Source organism: Flavobacterium sp. N3904 (assembly GCF_025947305.1).
Taxonomy (GTDB): Bacteria; Bacteroidota; Bacteroidia; order Flavobacteriales; family Flavobacteriaceae; genus Flavobacterium.
Genome location: NZ_CP110009.1, coordinates 834,453 through 854,182, shown reverse-complemented (window position 1 = coordinate 854,182; position 19,730 = coordinate 834,453). Strand labels below are relative to the sequence as shown.

Below are 19,730 nucleotides of genomic sequence, written 5' to 3'. Positions count from 1 at the left end.
AATCAAAACCATTTTTTAATGGATAATATCATCTAATATATTGTAAACGCAGAGGTTTTTAATGTTATGATGACTTACAACGATTTTTAGTTTTGGATATTAAAGATTACGGCTCCGGGTACAAAAACCGCTTCGAAAGAAGCGGTTTTTTTGGTTTTAGGAAGTTTCTTTTTGTTTGCACTTTCTCTTTTTTTTAAATTCCAAGTATTTCTAATTCAATATCATAATTTTTCGCCTGTAGCATTATTTATAGTTTTTTTGTCGTAAACTTGTAAGTGTAAAATAAACACTTATAATTATGAAAAAAATTTGCTGCATCCTTTGCTTGACTCTTTCATTATATTCATTTGCTGAAAAAACTGCCAATTATTCGTTTCTCAATTCAGATAAAACTATAAAAATTGAATTTAACCTAACCCAAAAGAAAACACCTTTCTATAAAGTTTTTTTTAAAAATAAATTGGTCATCAACAATTCGGAGCTTGGGATTATTCGCGAAGATGCCGATTTTTATACCAATATGAAGATTGTAAACGTATCTGAAGCCAAACCGGTAACGTCCAATTATTCGATGCTCCAAGGGAAACGAAAAAACATCAGTTATGCTGCCAATCAATATATAGTAAGCTTGCAAAACAAAATAGGAGAAGCGATGGAGATTATTTTTCAGCTTTCCCATGACGGAATTGCTTTGCGTTACCATTTTCCTAAAACTTCGAATGATATCAAGAAAATTACGGAAGAGAAAACTACCTATAATTTTGATGCGACCGCAAAAGCGTGGTTGCAACCCATGTCTAAAGCCAAAACGGGATGGAAAGAAACCAATCCGTCATACGAAGAGCATTATGCAATAGGCGTTCCTGTAAATACAAAGCCAGCGATTGGACAAGGGTGGGTGTATCCGGCTTTGTTCAATGCCAATGATGCTTGGGTTTTGATTACCGAAACTGGATTGCAGGATAACTACTGTGGTAGCCGATTGGTTTATAATGATATCTCCAAAGCACTACAAGTTACCTTTCCTCAAAAAGAAGAGATTTTCCCCAACGGCGCTCTTAATCCGGAATCGCAATTGCCCTGGTACACGCCTTGGCGAATTATTACTGTGGGTTCTTTGAAAACGATTACAGAAAGCACGCTTGGAACCGATTTGGCCGATCCTGCGATTCCTATGGATACTTCTTTTATCAAAAGTGGATTGTCTTCTTGGAGTTGGGTGTTGCTAAAAGACGACTCGGTTAATTTTGAAACTACTTTGCAGTTTATTGATTATGCATCCAGTATGAATTGGCCGTATTGCCTGATTGATGCCGATTGGGATACCAGAATTGGTGATACCAAAATGAAGGAATTGGTAGCTTACGCCGCAACCAAAAACGTAAAGCTATTGGTTTGGTACAATTCCTCGGGGTCTTGGAACAGTACGGAATATCATCCAAAAGGGAAATTACTAACCCACGATGATAGAGACAAAGAATTTTCAAAACTTAAGGAAATAGGTATTGCGGGAATCAAAGTCGATTTTTTTGGAGGTGACGGTCAATCGATGATTGCCTATTACCACGCGATCTTAAAAGATGCAGCGGCACATCAATTGATGATTAATTTTCACGGGGCGACGTTACCTAGAGGATGGCAACGTACGTACCCCAATTTATTGTCTACTGAGGCTGTGAAAGGACAAGAATATATTACGTTTTTTCAGGAAATTGCCGATTTGGAGCCTAGCCATTGTGCTATGCTTCCTTTTGCCCGAAATGTTTTTGATCCAATGGATTTTACGCCTATGGTATTGGATTCTATCCCGAACATCAAGCGCAAAACAACACCCGCTTTTGAGTTGGCTTTGCCTGTTTTGTTTTTGTCCGGGATTCAGCATATTGCAGAGACGCCTGTTGGTATGGCTAAAATGCCTAAATATGTGGTAGACTATCTAAAGGACATTCCGACCAATTGGGATGATTCCAAATTCATTGACGGTTACCCTGGAAGGTTCATTGTTATGGCCAGAAAAAAAGACAACGTTTGGCATATCGTTGGAATCAATGGAGAAAATAAAGTCAAAGAAATAGAACTTGATTTGTCATTTGTAACCGATGAGTCGGGATATATTATTTTAGAAAATGGGAAAGGTTTTGAACAACAAATGATCACCAAAAACAAAAAGCTCAAAGTAACAATGGAACCCAATGGAGGGTTTGTTGTAAAGATTTAATGAGTGGAAATAGTTGAAGTTTAATTAGGTTGGTAATACCAGTATATCAATAAAGTTATTATTTTGTTGTACTGGCATTTATTGATTTTGATAATTAATCTTAGGTGAGTTACTATCCTATTTCTTTTCTGTAAAACTCTAATAATTAACAATGTAAAAGCTTCAAACCTTATAATATGAAAAAATTTACCAATTTAAGAGGAAATTCAACATCTTTCTGACAGATTATTTTTATAATGGTCATTAAAAATAATTATATTTGAAATGTTAAAACAAATTTATTTTTTTGCTAGATTTCAATTACACCAGGCAATAAAAATATTTTCAATAGGACCAATTCTAAAATAAAATTAACCTTTGAAATGCTTCGAATGAAGAAACTTTACTCATTATTATTACTTGCTATTTTTGGATTTTTCTCATCTTATGCTCAAACTATAGATGAAACTTTTATTAAACCGATACCTTATAAAGCCGCAAAAATTTCTGTTATAAGAAAACTTCCCGATGGTAAAATTTTGCTCGGTGGAGATATTGCATTTTATAAAGATAAAAAAGTAAATAACCTTATTCGTTTAAATGCCGATTATTCACTTGACGAAACATTTTTATTCAATGATCCAGACAATTTAAAAATTAAAAAGGTTCAATTGCAGAGTAATGGTGATATAGTTGTTCTAGCTCATGTTGATAATCCGTATAACTTTAATAATGAAAAAGGAATCATTTTTCAACTTAGTACAGAAGGCGAAATTAAAACTGAAATTACAGGATTAGTAGATATCACCTCAATAGGTATACAAAATGATGATAAAATTCTAGTTTCTGGCGGTACTTGGGCTGTTGACAACGGTTATTTACGCAGATACAATAGTGATTTTAGTATTGATGAAACTTTTAAGAATGATATTTTTTTTGATAAAGAAGTAACCGATGTAAAAGTTTTTGGAAGTTCAATATATGCAAGTGGTTTATTCTCATTAGTGGATGGAATAACAAAAAACAGTATTGTAAAATTGAATCCTGATGGAATAATTGACGCTTCTTTTGACGTTGGAGTTGGAGCTAATGGCCATGGATTTTCAATGACACCTCTAGATGATGGTAAATTAATAGTTAGCGGGAATTTCTTAAGTATTGTAGACAATGTACAATCATATAATATGGCAAGGCTAAATTTAGACGGATCAATAGATGATAGTTTTTCTTCCCAATATTATAGTTATGCTAATTCTTCCGTGGTTATAAAAGATTCTTTTATTTACTTAGATGCCGAAATAAACGATGGAATTGTCAGTAGACCATATTTAATCAGACTTAATGCTGATGGGGCATTAGACGAAAGGTTTAATCGTGTTAAATTAGATGAATTTGGAATGGATGATTTTGCTCTAAATTTTATCGATGACAAAATTTTTTACACTAATTCTGGGCAGGTTGGAAATAGATATGGCCTGTCGATATCTGATTTAGACGGAAATACAATTGACTCGTCTGAATTGCAACCGAGTAAGTCTGGAAGTTTTGAAACGGGTGGTTATTTTGATGGAAAACTAGTCGTTAAAGGGGACTTTATGAAGATTAACGACGTTGAAACTTTTGGTATTGGTTTATTGGACGAAAACGGCACGGTTGATGAAACATTTGTTTTTCCAAAATATCTTGGCGAAATTAGACAGTTTCAAATTATAGATAACACCACCATTTTTGTTAGTACAAAAGATAAATTTTTGAAACTGGATAATACTGGAAATATTTTAAAAGATTTTGATTTTAAAAAAGATTCTCAATTATTAAGGATAGAACAGTTTAAAGTCCTAGATAACGGTAAAATTTTAATTACAGATCAGTGGGGTTTGTATATATTGAATGAAGAAGGAATACAAGAAGCCATTTTTCCGATAAATTCAGATCCGAATTTTTGGGCTACCGGCATTAAATTTGAAATGCAAAATAATCAAATTATTTGTGGATATCTTTTAAATAGTTTTAGTTCAGGGTACGTTCCTAAACTAATTCGATTTAATTTAGATACTTCGATCGACAGCAATTTTAATATTGGACAAGGACCAGATTCGCTATTTGAAAAAATAAAAGTTTTGGATTCGGGTGAGATTATAGTTGCGGGTGGTTTTCTGAATTTTAACGGAATTTCCGTTCCTAATCAGATAGTCAAACTGTCAAAAGACGGAGAAATGGATGTTAAATTTAATGATAATATAAATGTATCCCCAATAGGTAATCTTGGTGGAATTACCTACCATAATTACAGTAAAATAGAGGAGTTGGATTCTGTTATTTACGTTAGTGAGGTTTCGGTTGTTGGTCCAAGTGTGACTGCAATAAACCTTGACGGAACTGTTAAGAACGATTTTGAGATGCCAACTGCAATCGATGTTGTAAATGATTTAATTCCTTTAGAAGCGCCTGTAGTAAGTCATACTACTTCCCGTAAAGCAAAATTAGTGCCTGATGCTAATAATTACATATTTGCAATCGGTACTGTAAACAGTGGAGTTAATGGTTTATCATCTGTTATTGTAAAAGTGAATCTTGGAGCAAAATCTGGGTCATTGTCTGTTAATCCAACACCAGAAAAATCAACTTCAAATGTTTTATTCTATCCGGTTCCGGTAAAGGAAAAAGTAAATTTGTCTTTTTCAAATTCAATTGTACCAACCAAAGTGGCTGTTTATTCAGTGAATGGAACAGAACTATATTCTTCTAAAGTGCAAAGTAAAGATAACATAGACGTTGATATGTCTTCATTTGCTTCAGGAGTTTATTTCATTAAACTTTTTTCTGATTTGGGAGTTACAACTAAAAAAATAATTAAAAAGTAAGCGTTAACATTAATCATATCTAAAAGGCCTGAAAATTCAGTTATAATTTTCAGGTCTTTTTTATGGTGAAGAAGTATTAAATTTTTTGATTTTGGAGCAGACGATCGGTTGATGATTACCTAATTGCCGTGCAGTTTTATTTTACGGACTGAAAAATGCTAAAAAACAAAAAGCTATTCTTATAAGCTTTCGGGATTGAAGAGCCTATCCGCCAACTTATTTACTCTTTAAAGCGCTAGCTATACTACTATGTGTTATGTATAATTTAATTATACTTTTTGTAGAATTTAATTATATTTTTTACACAATTTAGTTATACTTTTTATAGAATTTAATTATATGATTTGGATAATTCGATTGTATTTTATGTATAAATAATTTTATATTTTTTTCAAAAATTCTAAATTTAGAAACGATGGTACACGTACACATAGGCGACTTGCTCACCAATTACTACAACCGTAAACGCATTTACAAAAGTGTGTTGGCACGAAAAACAGGTATTGACTATCAGTAAATCATTAAGTATCAGAAAGCGAAGACTTTACGGGTAGACACTTTACTAAAACTATCAGAGGGTTTGGAGTACAATTTTTTGATGGACATAGCGGTGCAGTTGCCCAAAAGCTATACGACCGATGCGCCCATAGATGTCACGGCAGCCAACGAAATTGAGGCCCTGAAAGAAAAAATAAAACTGCTCGAAGCCGAGAAACAAATTTTGCTACAGGTGATTAGAGCAAAAAACGGTGTGACACTGTAAAAATGGTATATTTATGAGAAAGTATAAAATAGATCAGATCAGTCTACCCGAATAGGGGCGGCTTTGTATGATTTTGTTAGAGTTATAAAACGAGTTGTGCGTCATATAATCAAAGTCAAAAGAAATCTAAATTAAAAAATGATTGTAGGAAACATCGAAATAGTAACTATTCTTGTAACATTAATGTTTTTAATTCCCATTTTGTGGAATATATACAAAAGCGAATTCTTTAAAAGATTTTCTATTGTTGGCTTAATCGGAATGTTTAATAAATCGCTTAAAATCCAAGGAATAATCGCAATATGTTTGATTCCTCTAAGTTGGACATGGAATAAGGTTAATTTTATTTTTGATTACATTATAGCAGAAACAACACATACGTACATTGTTGTTGGGATATTTATGAATTTAGCCTCAATAGCTTTTTTTTTAATTTCATCAAATTGTAATTAATTAGTAGCATTAGAGGAATAAAAGGTGATAAAATTATTTCTCATATTGTGATTTAAAAATTGCTTTACCCTGCTGCACAAAGTCTCCAGACTTTGAGTTTTTATGCTAATAAAGCCATTTTATGACATTAGAGTATTTTTAATTTTACCTTTTTAATGCAAAATGTCCTGAAAAAACAATCTTATTGTTAAGGTTAGCTTTAAACCAATAATCATCTGAAGGCATTTCTTTTCCATTGCAAAAACCATCCCATCCAAAATCATTCTCAGACAGTTCAGTCAACAATTTACCATATCTGTCATATATTGAGATTTTAGAATTTGGAAATTTATTTAAACTTTTTATTTGCCAAATATCATTATGCCCATCATTATTTGGGGTGAAAAATTTTGGATAATCAATAAGAGTAACTTCTTTTAAATCTTCGCCGCATCCTTCTTTATCTCTTATATATGCTGTATAAGTTCCTCCCAGAATGTTAGGAAAATAATTGCTTTCCTGATAATTTACACCATCTATAGAATATTCGAGATTTCCCTGAGATGTTGAAATAATTTCAATAAAATTGTTGTCTGACAATTCTTTGTATTTTACTTCTTTTATAGTTGGAAGAACAGATCGTATTAATTCAAATTCATAATTATTTTCACAATAAATGTTGTTTTGAATTTTTCCAACTACAAGTGTGTACTTTCCTGCATTTACTAGATTCGCTTCATTAGTATTAGAAATAACATCGCTTTCTTGAAATTTCCAACTATAATAATCTAAATTATTATCAACACTTACATTTAATGAAGGTTCCAAATTACATAAAAAATAAGTTTTCTCAATCTTTACACTAGGTAAGTCATTTATTATTAGGTCGAAACTTGTTTCAGAATTACAAAGACTATTTATTTCGCTTTCTACCTTTACATTTATTGTTTGTAATTTTGATTGCGTATTTTTAAATAAAGGGGGTAAGGGACTTGGTAATTCATTTCGATTACTGTCAAAATAGCTTATTTTTAGACCAGGTTGATTCCCTATAATTTCGGTTTTTAAATTAGACATATCGAAACTCGCAAAACCATTGCCTTCGTCGCAAGCATACTTATTGGTAGGCTTGTTAATTTTTGGTTGCGAAGTTGTTTTTAAAACTAATGGTGATTCTGCATAACAATTAGTCAAACTATTTGTCACTCTAACAGTGATTGTTTCTTTATTCTTAGTAGTATTTCTGTAAGGATTAGGCAAGGGGCTTGTTAATTCATTTCCACTGGCATTAAAATAGGAAACTTTCATTCCTGTTTGGTTTCCTAAAACAATAGATTCAATATTCGAAGTGTCAAAATATTCTGAAATTCCATCATTATTATCATCACAGCCCAGAAGCTCTTGTAAAGGGTTTGCGGTTGGTGGCGTATTTACTATTAATTTAAAAGTTGCTTCGTTGTCACAATTTGTATTTGTATTTATGGCTTTTACTTTTATTATTTCCTCCTTGGTAATTAAATTAGTAATTGCATTTAATGGAGCCGTTATTTTATGTCCGTTTTGATGATAAAATTCGACTTTTATATCTGATATAGCTCCTACAATCAACGTTTCTATTGGCTTTAAATTAAATTGTCCAAAACCATCTTTATCGTTATCACAGACAATCAAATCAGAAACAGCCAGTAAGTTTGGTAATGGGTTTACAATTAAATCAAAGCTAGTTTCAGAATAGCAACAAAGGTTATCTTTATGACTTACTCTTACCGTTATTGTTTCTCTATCTTTAATAGTGTTGGTAAAAGGATTTGGTAATGAAGTATATTTGTTTCCCTTTCCATCTATAAAAATAACGTCTTTATCGGTTTGACCTCCTATAACCTGTTGCGTAATCGTTGAAACATCAAAAGATGTTGAAATACCTGTGCCAGATACACTTTCGCATGCATAAATATTATTAATCCCGTATGCTTTTGGGGGTTCTTTTGCATCGATTTTTTCGGTCAACGTTTCAACACTTCCATCTTTACCTGTAACTATGGCTGTAACAGTATATTTTCCATCTACTGAAAAATCGTGAAAAGGAGATAAATCTGTAGATGTATTATTTATTCCCGAAGCAGGGTCCCCAAAATCCCATGCAATTGAACCAACTTTTGACTGATCATCGACACTAAATTCTTTTAAAAATTCAGAACAGATATTTGAAAAATTCATTTCGAAATGATTCGAAACATTTTTTACATTTCCGGTTACGTTGATGTAGAAATTTGCATTTGGATATCCAAAATCTGCAGTAGAAACATATTTATCCCCAGCTCCAGACAAGGAAGTACAGCCTCTCTGCCATGACACATCATTATCCTGAGCTGAACCAGATATAAAAGCTACACCATCTCCCCAGCCAACTCCTTTTAAAACTTCCACCAGAATTTTTTCAACTCCAGCAGGAATTACTATTGGTGTTTTAAAATCTACTTGTATAACTTGAGGTTGACTTATACTGTTTGGCAGGCTTTGGATTTGGCTACTTCCAATTAAGTCTGTTTCGGAAAAAGAAGCAGGAAAATTGCTGTCTATTTTATAGATATTAAAACTAACTTCTGAGTGTGAAGAACCAGTATTACTAATTCCAACCTGGCCAGAATTAATTAGGAATTCTTCTTTATTTGATATTCCAAAATCTTTTAAATTAAAGGCTCTTGCCCAATAAATATAACTAGAAGTACAGGAATATATCCCCGTCTTTATTACATCATCACATGTATTATGTGTCAATCTCGTTATTGAACCTGAACTTTTCGAATCAAAAACCTCGCCAGTTACATTTATATAAAAATTTGCATTTGGAACGGGGATTGGTAAATCTTTTGTAGAAATTATATCATAGTGGGTCTCACAACCAACATACCAGGATTCACCTTTATCCTGGGCTGTTCCTGCAACAAGCAATTCTGCAGAATCTGGATTATAGAAATCTTCTTGTTTTTCTATTGATACCAAAATTCTTCTTACACCAGCAGGAACAATTATGGGTTCATCAAAATCAACTTTTAAAATTTGGGGTGTACCAGTAACAAGTGGTGTTTGAGCCATCCCACGGGATCCAAGAACAGTTTCTGGATAAAGAGAATAATCATAGTTAGGAAATTTTGAGTCGTCTATACTATAGACCCGAATATATAAGTTTGAACCAGTATCTGATTTACTAATTCCAATTTGTGCCGATTTAATAATAAATTGTTCATTTGGTTTTATACCATAATCGGAGAGATTAAAAACTCTGGACCAACTTTCATTTCCTTCACAAGGAAGCATATCAGTCTTAACAAGTGTTGTTCCAATATTATTGGTTAGCGTTATTTGGGCATTTATATATTGAAAAGAGAGAAAAATAAGAAGTAAAACTGCTTTTTTAAATTCATTTTTTTGAGTTATTATCATTCTTATTTATTTTCAACAATGGTTATATTAATGCTCCGCAGTATAATAAGATTTGGACAGTAATAATTAATAAAAATAAATTGTTATTCTCCAAATTATGTGTGCTACTAAAAGCAAGCTTTAGAAAACAAATATAAGAATGAAACTGTATAAATCTTACTTTATAAACAAAAAAACCTCGGAAGTATAATCTCCCGAGGAATTTACAAAACTAACAGTGGTTAGTTTCTAAACTAGATATTCAACAAATAACCAAATTATATGATAACTAGTATTCTAAATTGTTTTAGTAATCGTGACAACATAATCAAACATTTACTTCACTAAGACAATTATAGTGGTATTATTCTTTGCTACAAATTGTTACACAAACCCAGCATTGAAAAGGCTTATGTTTTGTAAAAGTATAAAATAGGATCAGAAATCTAAAACTATTTAGCTTTTACTTAACTGAAAATTTAAAAGTCGTTTTCGTTTTATAATTTTCTCCTGGACTCAAAACAGTCGTAGGGAAATCTTTTTGATTTGGTGAATCTGGATAATGTTGTGTTTCCAAGCAAAAACCAGTTCTATGCGCATAAGTTCCGCCATTTCTCATCGGTAAAGTCCCGTCAAGGAAGTTACCAGAATAGAATTGGATTCCAGGTTGGTCAGTGTATACTTCCAATAGTCTTCCACTAGTTGCATCATAGGCCGAGGCCGCAAAACGTTCTCCCTTACCTTGATTGTTCAATACCCAACAGTGGTCATACCCCAATCCATTTTTCAACTGTTCGTCTTTGGCCTCAATGTCTTTTCCAATAGCTTTTGATTTTCTAAAATCAAAAGGCGTATTGGTTACATCCGTCAATTGCCCAGTTGGAATCAAAGTGGCAGCTACAGGAACCAATTTGTCAGCATCAATCGTGATTTCGTGATCCAAAATATTTTTAGAGAAATCAGATGACAGATTGAAATACGAATGTTGAGTCAAGTTCACTACCGTTTTCTTGTCGGTAGTCGCTTCATACAAAACATCCAATGCGTTGTCTTGGTTCAAAGTGTAGGTTACATAAACTGTCAAGTTTCCAGGATAGCCTTCTTCCATGTCTTTGGCTACATACTTCAATTTGAGTGAAGCAGTGTCTCCGCCTTTGGCTTCCTCTGCAGTCCAAACGACTCTGTGAAAACCTTCCGGTCCTCCATGCAAAGCGTTTGGTGCGTTGTTGATCGCCAATGAATATTCTTTTCCGTCCAATGAAAATTCACCTTTTGCAATTCGGTTGCCATACCTTCCGATAAGGGCTCCAAAATACGGATTGGGCTTCATGTATTGATCCAATGAATTAAAACCAATCACCACCTCTTCGGATTTACCCGCTTTGTTGGGCACTTTCAGGGAAGAAATAATACCACCATAAGTAATGATGTTTACTTTCATTCCTTTATGGTTTTTAAGTGTGTAGCGGTCTATTTGCACCCCTTTGTCTGTTTTACCATAAACCGTTTTTGCTATAGATACCGAATCGGTAGCTTTAGCTTCCAGAGCAGTTTCTCCCGCATCTGCTTTTTTCTCTCCTTTACACTGTACATTCATACTTGCTAAACTTAAAATGGAAATTCCATAAATACAACGTTTTACTAGATTCATAGGTTTGGTTTTTTAATTCTATAAACAATGCTATTATTCTTTTGGGCGTGTCCCTCCCGAAAAAGGTCGGGTCGTGCTGTACGTTCCCGCTTTTTTTATTAATTGCACCACCTTTAAAGGCGGTGCAATTAATAAAAAAGAGCTCCACTGCCATCACTCACGCGAGCAGTGCTAACCTACATATTTTTTAGTTATTACAAACCATGTTGAAACAAATGAAAATACGCTTCATTTGCATTGATTGTATCTTTGAAATTACGGATGGTCGTATCTGCATCGATTACCAACAATTCAATACCTGCAATATCTGCAAAATCTTCCATAAATTCAGTAGTTACTGCTTGGCTGTAAACGGTATGATGTGCACCACCGGCAAGAATCCAAGCCGTAGCTGCAATATCAAGGTTTGGTTTGCAATCCCACAATACACGCGCTACCGGAAGTTTAGGCAATTCAGCCATTGGTTTTACTGCTGTTACTTCGTTTACAATTAATCTGAAACGGGTTCCCATATCTACCAAAGATACGTTGATTGCATCACCGGCAGGTGAATTAAACACCAAACGAGCTGGATCTTCTTTTCCACCAATTCCTAATGGATGTACTTCGCAATTTGGTTTTCCATCAGCGATAGATGGACAAATTTCCAGCATGTGCGATCCCAAAACGTATGATTTTTGAGGAGTAAAGTGATATGTATAATCTTCCATGAACGAAGTTCCTCCTTCAAGTCCCACATTCATTACTTTCAAGGCTCTAACCATTGCAGCTGTTTTCCAATCTCCTTCTCCACCAAAACCATAACCATCGGCCATCAAACGTTGGGTTGCTATTCCAGGTAGTTGTTTCCAGGCGCCTAAATTTTCAAAAGTATCGGTAAATGCTCCAAAAGCCCCTTCTTCCAAGAAAGCTCTCAGTCCCAATTCAATTTTTGCAGCATCTGCCAATGATTGTCTTTGCGCTCCGCCTTCTTTCAATGATGGAGTCAAATTATAAGAAGCTTCATAAACAGCCAATAAATCGTTCAATTGTTTGTCGGTTACTTTCTCGATATGTTTGGTCACATCCGAAGAATCATATCCATTGACAGAAACTCCAAAACGAATTTGAGCTTCTACTTTATCTCCTTCGGTAACAGCAACTTCACGCATATTGTCACCAATACGGGCTACTTTTAGGTTTTGAAGTTCATTCCAGCCTAGCGCCACTCTTGTCCAGTTTCCTATTTTGGTTTGAACGCGTTCGTCTTCCCAGTGTCCTACAATCACTTTGCGTTTTTTGCGCATTCTGGACATGATAAAACCAAATTCTCTGTCGCCATGAGCCGATTGGTTCAAGTTCATGAAGTCCATGTCGATTGAAGCCCAAGGAATTTCGGCGTTGAATTGTGTATGTAAGTGACATAATGGTTTATTCAAAATGCTTAAACCACGAATCCACATTTTGGCTGGTGAAAAAGTGTGCATCCAAGCTACGATACCAATACAGTTTTTGTTGGAATTCGCTTCCAAACATACATTCATGATTTGAGCAGGCGATTTTACTACATCTTTGTATACCAATTTCACTGGTAATTTTGAGGATGCATCCAATCCTTCTGCTATTATTTGAGAATGCTCGGCTACTTTTCTTAATGTTTCTTCACCGTATAATTCTTGGCTTCCTACTACAAACCAAATTTCTTTTTGAGATATATCTATCATTATACTATTTTTTTAAAATTGTTTAAAGTTTAAAATTGTTTAAAGGTTCGTTTTAGTTTAAACAACTTTAAACCAAAGAAACCTTAAACTAAAATTACTGTCCGTAATACGAATCTTTTCCGTGCTTGCGTTCGTAATGTTTTTTGATCAAAGAATCCTTCAATCTAGGTGCATTAGGATTTATTTGCAAAGTCAGGTACGCCATCTCTGCTACAACTTCCAGTACTTTACTGTTGTAAACTGCTTTAGCAGCATTTTTTCCCCAAGCAAAAGGCCCGTGGTTTCCTATCAGAATCATTTCGACTTCTTCGTAGGAAAGGTTTTTTTCTTTAAAACAATCCAAAATTTGGATACCCGTATTATGCTCGTAATTTCCTTCGATTAAGCTGTCATTCATTGGGGCAGCGCAGGGGATATCGGAGGTTAGGTGATCGGCATGGGTGGTTCCAAAAATCGGAATGTCTCTTTGTGATTGTGCCCAAGCTACTGAATAGGTCGCATGAGTATGTGCGACACCACCAATGTTTGGCCAGTTTTTGTATAGATATGCGTGTGTTTTGGTGTCCGAAGAAGGGCGCATACTTCCTTCAATGATGTTATTGTCAAAATCAACAATAACAATATCTTCCGGTTTTAGGTCTTCGTAAGGAATACCGCTTGGTTTAATGGCAAAAACACCATTTTTTCGGTCAACGGCACTCACATTTCCAAAAGTGTAGACTACCAAATTCAATGCATTCAACTGCATATTCGCTTCGTAGCATTCTTGCTTTAAATCTTTATATATAGAGCTCATGTTGTTGTTTTTTGATGGATGGATCTGCATAAGCACTTAATTGATCATATGCCAAAAGCAACTTGTTATAGGCGGCTACTTTGTCAAGCTGTGGATTATATTCGCTTTCAAAGGGACTTCCCATTTTTTGAGCCGCTTCAATTACGTTTGGATAAATCCCGGCTGCGACTGCTGCATAAATAGCAGCTCCCAATGCAGGGGCCTGATCTGATAAAGCTACTTTGATTGGTTTGTTCAATACATTGGCCAAAGTTTGCATGATAAATGGTGATTTACGAGCCACACCACCAATACCAATCACGGTATCAATTCGAACACCTTCTTCTTCAAAACGATCTACAATTTTTTTAGATCCAAAACAAATCGCATTTACCAATGATTTGAATACATGCGGTGCTTTTGTTCCTAAAGATAAGTTTGCGATGGCGCTTTTTAGTTCTTGATTGGCGTCTGGAGTTCGTCGCCCGTTAATCCAGTCTAAGGCAACTGGTATACTTTCTGATAACGGAATTTTTTCAGCTTCAGCAGTTAATTGTTTGATTAGATTGTCGCTGATTTCCGCTTTCAAATGTGCTTTTTGTTCTTCATTCAATAGAGTAGAAGAGGCTAATAAATTATCTGTTGGCCATAACAATAATTCTTTGTACCAAGCCAATAAATCTCCAAAAGCAGATTGTCCCGCTTCCAGACCAATGAATCCTGGAATTACCGATCCGTCAACTTGTCCGCAGATTCCGCGAACCGTTTTTGTTCCGATAGATTCTTTGGTATCCACAATAATATCACAAGTTGAGGTTCCCATTACGCGTACCAAAGTATGCTCGTCAATTTTGGCTCCCACCGCACCTGAATGTGCATCAAAAGTTCCTACTGCAATAACTGTATTGGTTGAAAGTCCCAATCGAGTTGCCCATTCTTGACTTAAATTACCTGCAACTAAATCAGATGTATAAGTTTCATTATATAATTTTCCTCGAAGTGTAGCTAGATATGGATCTAATTGTCCTAAAAATTCTTCTGGTGGTAAACCATTCCAGTCTTCGTGCCACATCGCTTTATGTCCCGCGGCGCAACGACTTCTTTTGAATGATTTCAAATCTTTATTGTCAATCAACAAATACGTCATTAAGTCGCAGTGTTCCATCCAAGTATGAGCAGCTTTTTTTACGGCTTCGTCCTGTCTGGCAACGTGAAGGATTTTGGCCCAAAACCATTCCGATGAATAGATTCCCCCTTCATATTTAGTAAAATTTTCTCCGCCCCAGTTGGCTGCCAATTCATTGATTTCGTTTGCTTCGTTTATGGCGGTGTGATCTTTCCATAAGACCATCATGGCATTTGGATTGTTTTCGAAACCTTTGGTCAGTGCCAATGGAGTTCCATCTTCGGCAACCGGAACTGGTGAAGATCCTGTAGTGTCGATACAAATGCTTCGTATAAGCGAAGGATCTACTTTACTATTTTCAACTACATATTTTATGGTAGTTTCCAATCCTTCGATGTGATCCAAAGGATGTTGACGAAACTGGTTTATTGAGGCATTACAATATTCTTTAGTTGCCCATCGCTTGTAATCACAAACGCTTGACGCTAATTCCTGTCCATTTTCAGTGTCTATCAATACTGCACGAACAGAATCTGAGCCATAATCTAATCCTATCACATAATTTTTCATCACAAATCTTTTTATATAAGTACAAATATATATATAATTATTTAATAAGTGTATAAAAAACACTTAATTTATTTTATGTTGAAACTATTTCATTTTCAACTTCAAAACAGTTACAGAATAGGCTGGAACACTCAATTGGGCTTTCTCACTTTTCAAGATATATTCGTTTTCTTTCGGGCTGATTTTCTTAGGCGAAGCAAATGAGTTTTCGTCATTAGTATTTGGGCTTGTAAGCGTAATAACGGTTCCTTTTGATTGGAGTTTGCTTCCTTTTAAATCAACTGTAATGTCCTGCGCTTTTGCTGAAGTATTAACCAGTTTTACAATTACTTCTTTAGTATTTACATCTTTCACTGCCGATGCAAACAAATCGTTTTGACCAGTAACTGCTTTTCCATCTTTGGTGATGGATAATAAATCAGTTCCTTTATTGTTAGCGAATAATTTTTGCACATAATAATTTGGTGTTCCAAAGGACTCTAAATTATTAAACCAAATCATATCCGGTGTCCATTGCCAACCTTCTTCGTGAGCAAATAAAGGAGCATACGAAGTAAGATGAACTACTTCAGCGTTGCGTTCCATTCCGGTCATAAAAGCGGCTTCAGAAAAAGCACATTCCCAACTGTTTTTGTTATCTGGACTTGCAATGGCTACCGATTGTGCGGCATATTCACCTGCGAAAATTTTTGGCCCTTTACGGTCATAATTGTCGTAACGAGTTGCGTTTTCTCTAAACCATTTTGGTTCTTTATAATAATGTTCATCTATGATTTCGGCATTCAATTTTTTAAGTTCCGATTGTGCATACTCAAAATAATCTCCTTCTGGAAATGGTCCGCTTCCTGAAACAATTGTAATTTCTGGATGTTTTGCTTTGATTGCTTTTTCAAACACTTTATAACGCTCGATATAATCTGTTCCCCATTGTTCGTTTCCTACTCCAATAAATTTCAAATTGAACGGTTTTGGGTGACCCATATCCGAACGAACTTTTCCCCACGGAGTATCTACGCTTCCGTTGGCAAATTCAATTAAGTCAATCGCATCCTGCACATAAGGATCCAATTGATCCATAGGAACCATTTCGCCTGTATTGAACTGACAAGCCATTCCACAACTTAAAATTGGTAATGGACTAGCTCCGATATCTTCTGATAATTGAAAATATTCAAAAAATCCTAAACCAAAAGACTGAAAATAATCGGGTGTTGGTTTGTGTGCAAACTCTGTATTCCAGCGGTTAACTAAGCTTTCTCTATTATCAACTTCTCCAACTGTTTTTTTCCATTGGTAACGTTGTGCCAAAGTTCTTCCCTCAACAATACAGCCACCTGGAAAACGTAAAAAGCCAGGTTTCATATCATATAGTAATTGTACTAAATCTTTGCGAAGACCATTTTTTCTATTGTTCCAAGTGTCTTTCGGGAATAATGAAATCATATCCAAATCAATAGTTCCTGTTCCTTCAAAAGTAAAACGCAATTTTGCTTTTGCTTCTGTAGCTGTTGGAGTAAGCTGAGCGGTATATTCTTTCCAATCTGAAGCAGTAGGAACAATGCTCGTTTCGCTTAAAACTTTATTATCTTTTCCAATGAATTGAATAATTATTTTGGAAATATTTCCTGCTTCTTTGGATGCTTTTAGAGTCAAATTGTATTTTGCTCCGCTTTTAATTCCCATTCCTCTGAAACCTTCATTGATGATTTCATAGCCTTTAGCATCTTTTACCGTAATTCGGCAATAATTATGATTGTTCCCTTTTTTTGAAAATTGAACAGGAACAGCAATTCCAGATTCGGTATTAAAATTATGTTTGTCGCTTTTTGGCTGATTCCACCCCATTAAAGGGTCATCAAATTCAAATGAGCGGTTTTTTACCATTTCGGCGTACAAACCCCCATCGGCAGCAAAGTTGATATCTTCAAAAAAGATTCCATACATTGTTGGCTGAATTTTGGTAATGGTTTTACTGGTGTTTACTTCCAGAGTCGTCTTTTGTGCATTGGCGTAAATGCCGTTTAATAATAGACCGCAAAGGGTTATTTTGGTGATTAAATTTGATTTCATATTTTTTTGTTTAAAGTTTAAAGTTTAAAAGTTTCAAGTTGTTGCATTGAGTTTTAAACTTTAATAATTGTGCTATTACAGTGTCTATATTCTATTATCTCTCAGTCTATCATCTCTTTTATTTTTTCAATTCTATCCAAACTTTCATTTTTCCAACGCCTCTGTTCGACCAGGAGTAATAAGGAATGGCTTTTAGTTGTGACGTTTGGATGGTATTTACTCCTTCTAAAAGATTATCTTCTTTAGTTACTTTGAAAGTGTCATTGGCATTGATGGTGATTTTATCAAAGTTGGCTGGATTGTCAATTTCTTCGATAGCATACACAATCGGTCCATATTCCAAAGCTACTTTCCCGATGTTGCCTTCCACTTTTGTATTGGTTACCACTTCTTTTACTTCCATTGGAAAATTCAGGTTTATGATGTCACCTTTTTTCCAGTTTCGGCTGATGGTGATGTATCCGTTATCTTCTTTGTAATCGAAAGGTTTTCCGTTTATCGTCAGCGTAACTTTTGCGGAAGCGGGAGTTGCATAACTGTATAAATCTCCGGGCAAGACTTGATTTTTGGCCCAGCCTGGAATCCTTAACTTGATAGTGAATTCGCTTTCTTTTTTTGGAGAAACTGTCAAAACAACTTTGCCATCCCAAGGATAATTGGTTTGTTGAGAAACTTCCAATTCTGTTTTGTCCAAAGAAATTTTTGCAGTATTCGAAGCATATAAATTCACATAAAGAACATTTTTGCTTGTAGAATAAATCAATCCCGGAATTGAAGGGATAAAACGAATCAAGTTTGTTGGGCAACAGGAACAGTCAAACCACGATTGGCGGGTGCAAGAACCTCTGTTGTTTTTGTAAATACCATCGGATTCTAGTGCATTTGGATAAAAAAATTGTTTTCCGTCTAATGAAATTCCAGATATTAATCCGTTGTATAAAGAGCGTTCAATTACATCAAAATAACCAGAATTTCCAGTCATATTGTGCAGTCTGTGGTTCCAATAGACATCGCCAATGGCGGCACAAGTTTCGTTGTAAGCCGTTAGGTTGGGTAATTCATAGTTTGCTCCAAAGGCTTCACCATCATGTACAGCACCAATGCCACCAGTGATGTACATTTTTTTGTTGACCATATTGGTCCATAGAGCGTTTACGGCATCGAGATAATTTTTGTCGTTGTATATTGCGGCAATATCTGTCATTCCAGAATACATATAAACGGCTCTTACGGCATGACCCACTGCTTCTTTTTGTTGGATAACCGGAATGTCATCTTGTGCATAAGCACCGTATAGTTTATGGTTTTTTGGATTTCCGCGGTTGTCTAGAAAATATTTGGCCAATTGCAAATAGGCTTTATTATTGGTTATTCGATAGAGATTCACCAAACCCGTTTCGACAATTTGATGGCCAGGAACACCATGAACTTGCTCCGGATTATCTCCAAAAGTTAGAACTAATAGATTGGCGTTTTTGATGGCAATATCCAAAAAGTTTCTTTTTCCTGTTGCTTCATAATGCACTACTGCCGCTTCTATCATATGGCCTGAGTTGTACAATTCATGGCTTATTTGCAAGGATTCCCAACGTTTTCCCTCTATAACGGGAACCCACGGTGCTGGTGGTTTGGCTGGATTGATGGTTCGCCAAGTGGTCAAATAACCGTCTTTTTCCTGACCCACTTTGATAATGCCTATAAGGGAATCCAATAATTTTTCTAGTTTTGGGTTGGGCTCACTTATCAGGGTATTCGAAGCGCCTTCTATAATTTTGTATATATCGGTGTCGTCAAAAGGCATTTGCCCTTTCACTTCGCCTTTCATCTTTCCGCCTGCAATCAGGAAATTATCCAAACGACCTTCTTCCTCACATTTATGAATGGCATATTCGATGGTTTTTTCCTGAACTCTTTTGATAATAGGTAACCAAAAGTTATCCGTTAGTTTTACATTTTGAATGTTAACTGCAGAAATTGGATATCCAGCGGTTTTATTTGCACTATTCTGAGCATTCATTGTGCTTGAAAGCGAAAATGAAGCTATCAGAATTAATGTGTGGCTTTTTAAATTAAATATTTTCATCAACGTTTTTTATTAACGAGTTGCAAGATAAATAAAATAAGTGTGTAATATACATTTTTAAAATAAATTAAAT

The 19,730-nt window shown here is 34.9% G+C and carries 10 protein-coding genes; 3 read left to right on the top strand and 7 right to left on the bottom strand.

The window, feature by feature from the left end:
• Positions 1 to 298: 298 nt before the first annotated feature.
• From OLM57_RS03495 to OLM57_RS03485, 3 genes are all read left to right on the top strand, one after another.
• Entirely contained in the window at positions 299 to 2,218 is a 1,920-nt protein-coding gene (locus tag OLM57_RS03495; RefSeq protein ID WP_264565854.1) for a glycoside hydrolase family 97 protein, read from the top strand.
• Between the two features lie 371 nt (positions 2,219 to 2,589).
• Positions 2,590 to 5,061 carry a T9SS type A sorting domain-containing protein gene (locus tag OLM57_RS03490; RefSeq protein WP_264565853.1) on the top strand — a complete coding sequence of 824 codons (2,472 nt, stop codon included), beginning with the start codon at positions 2,590 to 2,592 and terminating at the stop codon, positions 5,059 to 5,061.
• Between the two features lie 580 nt (positions 5,062 to 5,641).
• Positions 5,642 to 5,824 carry a hypothetical protein gene (locus tag OLM57_RS03485; protein ID WP_264565852.1) on the top strand — a complete coding sequence of 61 codons (183 nt, stop codon included), beginning with the start codon at positions 5,642 to 5,644 and terminating at the stop codon, positions 5,822 to 5,824.
• Positions 5,825 to 6,421: 597 nt separating this feature from the next.
• Here the strand turns inward: OLM57_RS03485 and OLM57_RS03480 are convergent.
• From OLM57_RS03480 to OLM57_RS03450, 7 genes are all read right to left on the bottom strand, one after another.
• A complete protein-coding gene (locus tag OLM57_RS03480) occupies positions 6,422 to 9,700 on the bottom strand; it encodes a T9SS type B sorting domain-containing protein (protein WP_264565851.1) in 3,279 nt (1,092 codons plus the stop codon).
• 442 nt (positions 9,701 to 10,142) lie between these two features.
• Complete coding sequence (locus OLM57_RS03475) at positions 10,143 to 11,330, bottom strand: aldose epimerase family protein (protein ID WP_264565850.1); 1,188 nt, start codon at positions 11,328 to 11,330, stop codon at positions 10,143 to 10,145.
• A gap of 194 nt (positions 11,331 to 11,524) precedes the next feature.
• Positions 11,525 to 13,033: an L-arabinose isomerase gene (gene araA, locus OLM57_RS03470; RefSeq protein WP_264565849.1), complete on the bottom strand. Its 1,509-nt coding sequence runs from the start codon at positions 13,031 to 13,033 to the stop codon at positions 11,525 to 11,527.
• A gap of 94 nt (positions 13,034 to 13,127) precedes the next feature.
• Positions 13,128 to 13,829, bottom strand: coding sequence for an L-ribulose-5-phosphate 4-epimerase (locus OLM57_RS03465; protein ID WP_264565848.1), 702 nt, complete (start codon positions 13,827 to 13,829; stop codon positions 13,128 to 13,130).
• Entirely contained in the window at positions 13,813 to 15,504 is a 1,692-nt protein-coding gene (locus OLM57_RS03460; protein ID WP_264565847.1) for a ribulokinase, read from the bottom strand. Before OLM57_RS03460 ends, OLM57_RS03465 begins: the two co-directional genes overlap by 17 nt.
• A gap of 84 nt (positions 15,505 to 15,588) precedes the next feature.
• Entirely contained in the window at positions 15,589 to 17,574 is a 1,986-nt protein-coding gene (locus tag OLM57_RS03455; protein WP_264565846.1) for an alpha-L-arabinofuranosidase C-terminal domain-containing protein, read from the bottom strand.
• Between the two features lie 118 nt (positions 17,575 to 17,692).
• Positions 17,693 to 19,657: a glycoside hydrolase family 127 protein gene (locus OLM57_RS03450; RefSeq protein WP_264565845.1), complete on the bottom strand. Its 1,965-nt coding sequence runs from the start codon at positions 19,655 to 19,657 to the stop codon at positions 17,693 to 17,695.
• Positions 19,658 to 19,730: the final 73 nt, after the last annotated feature.